The organism is Nonomuraea sp. NPDC049750 (assembly GCF_040659625.1).
Classification (GTDB): domain Bacteria; phylum Actinomycetota; class Actinomycetes; order Streptosporangiales; family Streptosporangiaceae; genus Nonomuraea.
Map to the genome: position 1 here is coordinate 47733 of NZ_JBFANB010000053.1, position 11170 is coordinate 58902.

At 71.0% G+C, this 11170-nt stretch carries 8 protein-coding genes; 2 read left to right on the forward strand and 6 right to left on the reverse strand.

The features are described from left to right. The first annotated feature begins 118 nt into the window (after positions 1 to 118). Positions 119 to 2008 carry an ABC transporter ATP-binding protein gene (locus tag AB0J16_RS57145; protein WP_358557078.1) on the forward strand — a complete coding sequence of 630 codons (1890 nt, stop codon included), beginning with the start codon at positions 119 to 121 and terminating at the stop codon, positions 2006 to 2008. After that, positions 2005 to 2922: a MauE/DoxX family redox-associated membrane protein gene (locus AB0J16_RS57150; protein WP_358557080.1), complete on the forward strand. Its 918-nt coding sequence runs from the start codon at positions 2005 to 2007 to the stop codon at positions 2920 to 2922. The genes AB0J16_RS57145 and AB0J16_RS57150 overlap by 4 nt, the downstream gene beginning before the upstream one ends. Positions 2923 to 3153: 231 nt before the next feature. Here the strand turns inward: AB0J16_RS57150 and AB0J16_RS57155 are convergent, their stop codons facing one another. The 6 genes from AB0J16_RS57155 to iscB all read right to left on the reverse strand — a co-directional run. Beyond that, entirely contained in the window at positions 3154 to 4170 is a 1017-nt protein-coding gene (locus AB0J16_RS57155; protein WP_358557083.1) for an NAD-dependent epimerase/dehydratase family protein, read from the reverse strand. Positions 4171 to 4203: 33 nt separating this feature from the next. Continuing rightward, entirely contained in the window at positions 4204 to 6420 is a 2217-nt protein-coding gene (locus tag AB0J16_RS57160; protein WP_358557086.1) for a bifunctional SulP family inorganic anion transporter/carbonic anhydrase, read from the reverse strand. Positions 6421 to 6538: 118 nt separating this feature from the next. Then, on the reverse strand, positions 6539 to 8254 hold the full coding sequence (locus AB0J16_RS57165; protein WP_358557089.1) for a hypothetical protein: 1716 nt from the start codon (positions 8252 to 8254) through the stop codon (positions 6539 to 6541). Positions 8255 to 8437: 183 nt separating this feature from the next. Beyond that, a complete protein-coding gene (locus AB0J16_RS57170; protein WP_358557091.1) occupies positions 8438 to 8959 on the reverse strand; it encodes a YbhB/YbcL family Raf kinase inhibitor-like protein in 522 nt (173 codons plus the stop codon). Positions 8960 to 9460: 501 nt separating this feature from the next. Continuing rightward, the gene (locus AB0J16_RS57175) at positions 9461 to 10258 is read right to left on the reverse strand and encodes an ABC transporter permease (protein WP_358557094.1); all 798 of its coding nucleotides are present in this window, start codon (positions 10256 to 10258) and stop codon (positions 9461 to 9463) included. A gap of 87 nt (positions 10259 to 10345) precedes the next feature. Further along, on the reverse strand, positions 10346 to 11170 hold an 825-nt coding region (iscB, locus tag AB0J16_RS57180; protein ID WP_358557097.1), incomplete at its 5' end, for an RNA-guided endonuclease IscB.

The window sequence follows — 11170 nt, forward strand, 5'->3', positions numbered from 1 at the left end:
AGGCGTCACGGAACAGGATTCCTTGCCCCAGCAGTGCGGAGGCGGAATCGTTTACAACAGGGCTTTACGGCGACACAACGGTCACTTAGATTGGCTGGGTGATCCCCTGGCTTCCCGCATGAAAGCGTTCTGGAAGAAGCGTCCCCCGGACGTCGCGGCGGACAGGTCGGGGCTGGCGCTCGCCTACTGGGAGAGCCATGGCGACGAACTCCTGACGGCGAGCATGGCGAAGATCGCGCGTCGCCTGCCATACCTGGTGATGTCCGCGCTGCGCATGGCATGGGAGGCGCACCGCCGCGACACGATCATCGCGCTGGCCGGGAACCTGGCGGCCGGCATCTTCACCGTCTACGGCCTGGTCGCGACGTCCGACGTGCTCGCCTCGCTGTTCGCCGGCGGGCCCACGCCCGAGCGCGTCCGGGCGGCGCTGCCCTCGCTGGCGCTGGTCGCGGCCGCCGCCGCGCTGCGCGGGGCGCTGCTGACCGCCGCCACCTGGGCCCAGGCGCGGCTCAAGGTAGAGGTCGAACGGCTGGCCGAGACGCGGCTCTTCGAGCTGACCACCCAGGTGGAGCTGACCGCGTTCGACGACGACGAGTTCCACAACGCGATGCGCAGAGCCCGCGACAGCGGCGTGCCCGATGCCGCGGGCGTGGTCGAGGCGACGATCGCCGTGATCGGCGGCGCCGTCGGCGTGCTGGCCTCGGCCGTGGCGCTCGGCCTCATGCACCCGCTCCTGACGCCGCTGCTGCTGGTCACGGTCGTACCCGCGGGCTGGGCCGCGGTGCGGGCGGCGCGCCTGCAGTACCAGGGGTACTACCGGCTGTCGGCCGCGCGGCGGCGCAAGTTCATGCTGTCGGACCTGATGGCCGAGCGGCTGCCCGCCGCCGAGGTGCGCGCGTTCGCGCTGCGCGACTTCCTGCTCGGCGAGTACGCGAACGTCGCCGACCTCGAACAGGACGTGCAGCTCGACGTCGCGCGCCGCCGTGCCGTCACCAAAGCCGCAGGCGACGTGCTGACCGGCGCCGCGACCGTCGCCGTCTACGCCGCGCTCGCCGGGCTGCTGGCCGTCGGCGTCATCCCGCTCTCGGTGGCGGGCGCGGCCGTGCTGGCCATCCGCGCCGGCCAGATGTCGCTCGCCGCGCTGGTGCAGATGATGAACCGGTTGTACGAGGCGGGCCTCTACTTCGGCGACTACCTGTCCTTCCGCGAGCTGGCCGCCTCACGCGTGCGACAGCCATCCGGTACGGCGGCGCCGGAACCGTCCGGGCGGCTGGCCGCCGACCAGGTGACCTTCAGCTACCCGGGGGCGAGCGGTCCCACGCTCAACGGGATCAGCGTCGAGGTGGGGTTCGGCGAGGTCATCGCGCTGGTCGGGGAGAACGGCTCCGGCAAGACCACGCTGGCCAAACTGCTGGCCGGACTGTACCGGCCGGACTCGGGGACGATCCGCTGGGACGGCGCCGACCTGGCCGACCTCGACACCCGCGGGCTCATCTCGGTGATCGCCCAGGACCACACCCGCTGGCCGCTGACCCTTCGCGAGAACATCCTCATGGGCCGCCCGCTGGACGAAGGCCGCTTGGCCGCCGCCGCGGCCGCCGCCGGGGCCGACGCAGTGGTGGCCGGACTGTCGCAGGGGTACGACTCGCTGCTCGACCAGCGCTTTCGAGGCGGCCACGACCTGTCGGGCGGGCAGTGGCAGCGGATCGCCGTGGCCCGCGGCTTCTACCGCGACGCCGCCCTGGTGATCTTCGACGAGCCCACCTCCGCGCTGGACGCCCGCGCCGAACACGCCCTGTTCGAGCGCATCCGCAAGTACGCCGACGGCCGCTCCATCGTCCTCATCACGCACCGGCTGGCCAGCGTCCGGTACGCCGACCGCATCTACGTTCTCGACCATGGGCGGGTGGCCCAGCAGGGCACGCATGCCGAGCTCATGGAGGAGGGCGGCCTCTACGCCGACATGTACACCCTGCAGGCCCAGGCCTACCGGGACGCGGCCACATGATCGTTCTGTCGTCGGCCTATTCGGCGCTGATCGCGGTCCTGCTGTACGCGGCCGTGAGCAAGGCCCGTGACCTGGCAGGATTCGCCGCCGACATCGCGGGTTACCGGCTGATCCCGCGGCGGCTCACGGTCGTCGCCGCCGTCGCGGTGGTGATGGCGGAGCTGGCGGCGGCGGGGCTGCTCATCGCGCCACCCACCCGGCGCTGGGGCGCGCTGCTCGCGGCGGCGCTGTTCGCCGTCTTCCTCGCCGCGATGGCGTCCGTGCTGTGGCGCGGGCTGAGCGTCGGTTGCGGCTGCTTCGGCGACCACGGCCTCGTCGGCACCGCCACCATGACGCGTACCGGCCTGCTCGCGGTGCTGGCGGTCATGGCCGCCGTCGCGGGACCTTCCCCGTTCGCCCCCGTCCACCTGCTCGTGGGAGCGGCGTACCTCGTGCTGACCTTCGTACCGGCCCGGTTGATCGGAGCCGTGGAGCGCGGCCGCGTCGGCCCCCGCCCCGGCACCCACTGGGACGTGACCCCACCTGCGGTGGCCCTCGCCTCCGAAGGGCCCGGCGCCGCTGAAAGGCCCGGCACCTCTGAACGGCCCGGCGTCCTTTACGCGCTGATCGCGCCGACCTGCGGTCTCTGCGGCGCCATGCTGCCCGCCTTCGTCGCGGCGGAGCAGGTGGATGTCGTCCTGGTGAGCGCTGCGGAGGAGGGGCAGGTCCGCGACTACCTGGCGGCGCAGGGGGTCGGGTTACCGTTGGTCATCGATCCCGGGGTGTTCGACCGTCACGGCATCCCCTGGCCGCCGTACGCCGTACTGACCGACCGGCAGGGCGTCGTCCTGGCGGCGGGCGGCGCGGCCGAGCCCGCCGCTCTCGACGCCTTGTTGGCCCACGTCCCCTCGGCTCCTGGCCGAACCAGGACTTGAGTATGAGCCGCCGTGCGTGGTGAGGGGCGGAGGTGACCACCCGGCTGTCCCGCTACCACTGACAGCGGATACCTCCGCCCCTCCGGCCCCTGGGATTGAGGACCGGCCGCCGCGCCGGGCCAGGGTGGGGGACCAAGGACTGCCAAGCGCGACACCATAGACGCTAACCCGCCGCCGCCCAGCGGTCTGTGGACGATTACGCAGAACGGGCGCTCCGCGGCCTGTGGACGACTACGCAGAGCGGGCGGCCCAAGCGGCCAGCACCGCCGCCTCCTTCTCGGGCGCGATGCCGTGCAGCGCCTTGGCCCCGTACGACCGCTCCGCCTCGGGCACGTCACGCAGCCACGCCCACGTGTCCCGCACCGTCTCCGCCACCGGCCGTACGCGCAGCCCGGCCGCCTCGGCCTTGGCCGTGGGCACGCTCCAGAAGTTGGCGATCTCCTCCGACGGCGGCCCGCCCCACAACGGCAGCTCCACGAACGTCCCCACCCCCTGATCGACGAGGAACCGATCGTCCACCCAGACGAACTCCGCGTCCGACCTGGTCGCCTCCTTGCCCAGCTCCAGCCACTCGCCGTACGTGGTGTTGCCCGCGGGCCCGGTCACCGCGAACCGGTCGGCCGTACCGAGCTCCGCCTGGTCCAGGGTGAAGACGGCGATGTCCCGCGCGTCCACGAGCTGCATCGGCGTGCCCGGATCACCCGGCGCGAGCACCTGGCCGCCCTGGGAGATCCGGTTCAGCCACCACGGCAGCCTGCCGACGTTCTCGTACGGGCCGAGGATCAGGCCCGGCTGCACGATCAGCGCGTTGCCGTCGAACCCCTGCTCCACGGCCCGCTCGCAGCCGCCCTTCAGCACCCCGTAGTCACCGTCGTCAGGACCGGCGTCCGGCGCGCAGTCCCACACCCCCGAGCCCTCGGTGGCGGGCTTGCCGGGGAAGCCGTCGATGGCGGAGACCGAGGAGATGAACGCGTATGTCCCCACATGTCCCGATAGCGCCCGCGCCGACTCACCGACGACCCGCGGTACATAGCCGGAGGTGTCGACCACGAAGTCCCACGCGTGCCCGTCGGCCAGTCGTTCGAGGTCCGCGGTCACCTCGCGGTCACCCCGGATGGCCTCCACACCCGGCAGATCCGCCCCGCTCTGCCCCCTGTTGAACGTCGTGACCTGATGCCCCCGCGCCAGCGCCTCCTCGACGATGGTTCGTCCCAGAAATCTCGTCCCGCCGATGACCAGTACTCTCATGCCGACATTCTTCGCGTACGACCAACAAACCGGTCATATCTTCACGGAGAGCGTAGACGAGAGGGGCGGCAGCATGTGCACCCTGGCGGAGCTGATGTCGAAGTACAGGCCCACCAGCTCCAGCTGCCCGGCCCGCACCTGCTCGTCGACCTTGCGGTAGGTCCGCAGGTTCTCCAGCTGCTGCTGCACGTTGACCTTGCACAGCCGGTCCAGCGCCCCGCCGTCGAGCGGTTCGTCGGCGGTCTCGATGAACGTGGCCAGGCTGTGGTAGCCGTGCCGCAGCCAGCGCCGCATCCCCGGCAGGCTGCCCGCCTTCACCCCGCCGCTGAGCAGCCCGCACATCGCCCCGCAGCCCGAATGCCCGCAGACCGTGATCGTGTGCACGCCCAGGACCTGCGTCGCGTACTCGATGGCCGCCACCACCGAGTCGTCGTGCGGCTCGGCGCCCCTGCGCGGCACCAGGTTGCCGATGTTGCGCACGGTGAACAGGTCGCCGGGGCCGCTCGCGGTGATCAGGCTGGGGATGACCCGTGAGTCGGCGCAGGTGATGAACAGGTGCGTGGGCTGCTGCTTGCGGGCCAGCTCGGTGAAGATGGGCCGCACCAGCGGAGCCGTACGCCGGTGATACTCCCGCGCGCCCGCCGTCAGCTGGCACTCCACGCTGGCTGGACGGGGGTTGCCCGGAGCCGAGGCGCCGTGCCGGGCGGGGCGGTGGTGGCGTTGCGACCACGGCAGCCACCACCGCTCCGGCGTCCGCGGCGGCGTCTTGGTCCGGGACAGGCGGGTCCCGCTGGCCGCCATCGCGTACCACTCGTCGTGCAGCTCGTCGATGTCGACGCTGCCGCCCAGCCGCTCGTGGTTCAGCCGCCAGGAGTGGATCGCCTCGAAGGCGGCGTTGTCCATGAAGTCGATGTTCAGGTCGAGGTCCACGGCCGTGCCGGGCGGGATGGCGCGCAGCTCGTGGGTGAGCCTGGGCACGCCCAGGAAGGTGAGCGAGCCGGAGATCGTCGCGTGGACGCGCCCGTCCTGCTCCGGCCGCGTCTTGACGGTGACCCAGGTCAGCCGCCGCAGCGCGAGCAGCGCGGCCAGCGCGAGACCGGCCAGCACCCCCTCGGCCAGCCCGAGGACCAGCACGGCCCCCATCGTCACCAGGTAGACCGGCACCTCGCCGTGGCCGTGCACCTTCCTGACATGGCCCAGGTTGACCATCTGCACGCCGATGAAGACGAGCAGCGCCGCCAGCGCCTCCATCGGGATCAGCTTGATCGTCCAGCCGAACCCGAGGACGAACACCACCACCCACACCCCGTGCAGGACCGCCGAGAACCGGCTGCGCCCGCCCGCCTGTACGTTCGCGGTGCTGCGGACGATCACCCCCGCAACCGGCAGCCCGCCCAGCGCGCCCGAGACCATGTTGGCCACGCCCTGACCGCTCAGCTCCTGGTCGAGGTCGGTGCGGGGGCCGTCGTGCATGCCGTCGACCGCGACCGAGCAGAGCAGCGACTCGACCCCGGCCAGCAGCGCGACGAGCACCACAGCCGCCACGATCCGATGCCAGTCGCCGGACGGCAGCACGGGGAAGGCCCAGGAGGTGACGGCGTTGGACAGGTCGATGCGGGTGACGTCCCAGTCGAACGCCCACGCGGTCACGCCGGCCACCAGCAGCGCGGCCAGCGGCGCCGGCACGGCCTTGATCCGTTTGGGCAGGCGCGTCCACAACGCCAGCACGGCGATCGTGAGCAGGCCCACCGCCACCGTGTGGCCGTGCATATCGGCCAGCTGCGCGGGCAGCTCCACGATGTTGGCCAGGGCCGAGCGCTGCGGTCTGCCGCCGAGCACGACGTGCAGCTGGGAGAGCGCGATGACCACGCCGACGCCCGCGAGCATGCCGTGGATGACCGCCGGCGAGACCGCCAGCGCCGCCCTGGCCGCCCGGAAGACCCCGAGCACCAGCTGCACCGCCCCCGCGATCAGAGTGATCATGCAGGTGGCCCGCCAGCCGTACGTCTGCACGAGATCCGCGACGACCAGGGACAGGCCCGCCGCGGGCCCGCTCACCTGTACGGCGGAGCCGCCGAGCGCGCCCGCCACGATGCCGCCCACCATGGCGGCGATCAACCCGGCGGCCAGGGGGGCACCCGAGGCCATCGAGATGCCCAGCGAGAGGGGCACCGCGATGAGGAAGACCACGAGCGAGGCAGGTACGTCGTACCTGAGCGTGCTCAGCACGCGACTCAGAGTGCCGATCATACGTCGAACCCTATTGCCCCGCGTGCCGGGGGCTTAAGGGGTCATCGGCGGCTTTACAGATTAATGAGTGGCCGCCGTCACTCGTCCGCCGTCCGGCGGTCGGCGTGGGAGCCGCCGATCAGCGGTAGTAGTCGGGGAATTCCTGCTCGGGGGTGGAGCGACGGTGCCCGCCGCTGTTGCCCTGGGCGCCGCCGTTGCGGCCGCCCTGCCGGGCACCCGCCTCGGGCGTGCCGCCGTAGTTGGGCCAGGCGGCGTTGTTCGCCGGCGGCTCGCCCCAGCCCGCCGGCATCTGGCCGGGCGGAATGCTGGTGATGTCGCCGGTCTCGTACGCGAAGGTCTGCGCGATCTGGCCGGGCGGGAGGCTGGTGATGTCACCCGTCTCGTACGCGAAGTGCTGCGGCGCCGGCTGCATGGGCGGGGCCGAGAGCACGTCGTCGTAGGCCGAGACCGCCCGCGCGGGCGCCGTGGGGGTGCCGGTGGCGGGGGAGGGGCCGGTCAGCGGGTCGGAGTCGTCGGCCACGGCCCAACCTGCCCGTACCTCATATGAGGCCGGATAGGAGGAGCGGGGGGCGGCGGCGGGCTGCTGCGGCTCGAAGGCCGGCCAGGAGTCGCTCGACGGGGCGGCGGGAGCCGGGTCGTCGAGGATGTCGTGGTGCTGCAGCGCGGGCCACGAGCCCGACGCCGTCGGCACGATCGGCGGGTTGGTCCAGGTGGTTTCCAGCGGGTCGGTGTTGGCGCCGTAGACCGTGAACGGGACGCCGGCCTGCGCGCCGCCGATCGGGGAGACCGGCGCGGCGGGGGCCGGTGTGGCGGGGAACGAGCCGCTGCCGCCGACAGCGGGGAAGGACCCGCTGGTGGCCGGCGTGGCTGGGAACGAACCGCTGGTGGTGGCCGGGCTGTTCGTGCTCAGCGAGGTGCCGCCGCCGACCGCCGGGAAGGAACCGCTGCCCGCCCCGGGCTGGGGCGGCGTCACCTGCTGCGCGCCCACGCCGAGGATGCTCATCACGTCGGGCGGCGTCGGCGCGGAGAACGTCATCGTGCGCTGGTCGGCCAGCTCGGCGGCCGTCGGTGCCGGACGCTGCGCCGACTCCACGAGGTCTGCCAGACCGGACGAACCGGACGAGGCGGCCGCGGCGGCGGGCCGCTGGGAACGCGAACGCTGGGATCGCCCGGGAAGCGGCGCCTGGACGGTGGCCGCGTTGGGGTCGACGGCGGTGACGGGCTCGCGCTTGGCGGGCTCCCGCTTGCCGGACCGCTCCCGCTTGGTGGCGGGGCGCTGCTGCTCGCGCTGGGCGCTGGGCTGCTTCTCTCGCTCCCGCTCCCGCTCGGCGGCGGCTCGGGCGGAGGGGGTACGCGCGGCGGGCCTTTGGGCGGGCTTTTCCGCGGGCCGTTCGGAGGGGCGCTCTGAAGGACGCTCTGAAGGACGCTCGACGGGGCGGGAGGCGCCCTTGCGCGCCGCGACCGTGCCGCCGGCGCCGAAGCCGCCCTCTTCCGCGTCGCTGCGGATGTTGGCCCAGAACTCCTCGTCCTCGACGTCGGTGTGCGGGTTGCCCCACTCGTCCACACCGCGCTTGCCGCGCTGGCCGGTGCGTACCGGTTTGGCCTTGGCCTCGCCGATAGGACTGAAGTCAGGGCTGAAGTTGTTCATGCGCGGTTCGCTCTTGGAGAACTCATCCGTGGAACGCGTCTGAGTCCTCTCATCCTTCTCGGCCATCTGCTTCAGCCGCTCGGGAGGCAGAGAGCTCTCCCGACGGTTCATGGAACGCATGCCCAGTGCCACGACGACGAGCACGAGGAGCACGACAGCGACCAAGCTGACTACGACCGCGATCATTGCACCACCCTCAAAGCCATGGCCTCCCTGCGGCACCGGTGAGATCGCGCGGCCATCGACGCGACCTTCCCCCTTTGATCACCAGCACCTAGCGATTGGATCTGATTGTGTCGGACCACTATGAGCGTTGTCACACCCTACGTGAAGAATTGGTAACTATTACTACGTTTAGTGAGCGGTGTCTCACTGGATGTTCACCACCGTGAGCCGGCCGCGGGCAATGGTCTGGTCCGCGATCTTTCTCAAGACCTCGGAGAGGGGGGCGCCCTCCTGGACATCGACCTTGCCGTTCAGCGAGTAGACGCTGAAGCGGTAGCTGCCCTTCTCCACGCAGGGGGGCTGGTAGCCCGCCTTGCCGCTGGTCACCTTGGCCTGGCTCGCGCCTTCCGGCGGGCTCGCGGCGGCGTTCGGCCCCAGCTCGGTCGTCGTCGCGGGGATGTTGTAGAGCACCCACTGGACGGCGGATTCTGATGGTGAGAGAGAGTCGACCACGATCGCGATCGACTTGGCGTCGGACAGAGGCTCGCTGGACCAACGCAGAGGCGGACTGCCCTGAGCGCCCTTGCAGGAGTATTCGCGCGGCAGCGGTTCGCCCGCGCGCAACTCCGGGCTCGAGACGTTGATCTCGGCGATCTCCTTGGCCTGGGACCTTCCGATGAGGAAGTCGCAACCGGACGACGCGAGCACGACAGCCACCGCTGTCACAGAGACAGCGATGTGTCTCACGCGTCTTGCCGTGCTACACAGCCCCATGCCGCATGATGCTACGCGGCTATCCGCCGTGCGCCGACCGTTTCGCGAGGGTCGGTGGTCGGTAAAGGACCGTAAAGCGGGTGCAATGCGGGCAAGATAGGAGTGAACTTCGCCACATCCATGACCTTCGCCGCCCTCGGCCCGCAGGTGGCTCGGCAGGGCCGGGAATCGCGGGGATCGCCGGGGAACCGGGTCTCGGCCTGCTGGTTCTCCTCGCCGTGACGATGGCCACGCCCGACCGGCCGATCGAGCGGACGCTGGGGGACGGCCTGCCCGGCGGGTGCGGGGACGCGATGCGGGTCCAGTCCGCTTGCCAGGGCACAGCGCTCGCTAAAACCAGGTGCCCAGGTACGCGAACACGGACGGACACGGGCGGACGGTCACGGGGGCACGGGCGGACGGACGGACGGACGGTCACGGACAGACGGTCACGGACCGGGCCGGGAACCGGTCTCACACGTGGCTGCGGAAGACCCTGATCGCCAGTGGCGCGAACACCACCACGAACCCCGCCGACCACAGCAGCGAGACCATCGTCGGCCAGGCGATCTCGCCGCCGATCAGCAGGCCGCGGATCGCGTCGGCCAGGTAGGTCACCGGGTTGACGTCGGACCAGGCCTTCAGCCAGCCGGGGAAGGTGTCGGCCGGCACCAGCGCACTGCTCGTGAACGTCAGCGGCATCATCGTCGAGAAGGAGATCATCTGCACCTTCTCCGGACTCGACGCCTTGAGCCCGATCAAGACCGACATCCACGACATCGCCAGCGCCACGACCACCAGCAGCGCCAGCGCCCCGAGCAGCCCCGCCACGCTGGTCGTCACCCGGAACCCGAGCACCATCCCGAACCCGACTAACAGCGCGAACGCCCACACCTGCTTGAACGTGTCGGCGATGATCCGGCCCGACAGGGGCGCGGTGCGCGCGATCGGCAGGCTGCGCAGCCGGTCGAACACGCCCTTGGTGATGTCGGTGTTGAGCCCGATCGCCGTGGACAGTGTGTAGAACAGGGCGTTCTGGACCAGCAGGCCCGGCAGGGCGAACTGCAGATAGTCGCCGGTCGAGCCGGAGATGGCACCGCCGAACACATAGGTGAACAGCAGCAGGAACATGATCGGCTGGATGCTGAGGTCGAGCAGCTCCCACGGGTTGTGCTTGATCTGCACCAGGCTCCGCCAGGCCAGCGTCATGGTCTGCCTGAGGGTGGCGCCGGGACCGACCCGGCCGGGCAGGGTCGTCGTGATGGCGGTCATCAGGACCTCCCGTGGATATTCCGGCGTTCGCGCCGGGGAGGAAGCGGGAGTGGGAAGGCCCTGGAGGGCTTGAGTGTGCCCTGAGGTTCACCGTTCATTGGTGGTCTCCTGCCTTGCGGTGTAGCTGTAGCCGTCGGCTCTTTGGGGCAGGCGGATGTGTTTGTGGTTGATGCCTTGGCGGGTGCCGGTCGCGGTGGTGATGTTGAAGGAGCCTGTGGTGCGGACGGCGACGCGTCCGGTGTGGACTCCGGCGTGCTTGCCTTTGGCGAGGGTGGCGCGAACGAGGTCGCCGGTGGCGAACCCGTGGACGTGCTTGATTCGGGGAAGTCGCAGGCGGGGGAAGCCGTACCGGTCGGTGCGGGTTCGGCTGTAGAGGCCGCGGCCGGTGGCTTTGATCACCAGGACGCGGCCCGGCCACCCGGTCACCTGCGCGAGTTCGCCGACGTGCAGGGCGTCCAGGGTGTGGGACTTCGGCGCGTTCGTACGGGAGCGGTTCCATTTGGTGCGCCCGCCCGAACCGGTGGCCACGGGCAGAGTGGTCGCGGTCAGTGCCCGCCACAGCGCCCAGCGGGTGGCGTTGACCGCCGTGGCGTCTCGGAGCGGGGCCTTGGCCTGCTTGAGGATGCGCGCCAGCAGCGCGGGCTTGCTGCGCAGGAACTCTTCGACGGGCGTGGTGTTCTTGGCCTGGTTGCACGGCCGGCACGCCAACGTCAGATTGGCGATCCGGTCGGAGCCGCCCCGCGCTTTGGGGTGGATGTGCTCGACCTGCAACGGCGTACCCGCCATGCCGCAGTACGCGCAGGTCCGGCCCCATTTCTCCAGCAGGTATTGGCGGGCCTCGTATCCGGCCAGTGTGCCCTGCTGGTATTCGATGCCTTCCAGCGGCTTACCCGCCGAGATGGCGTGGGTGTC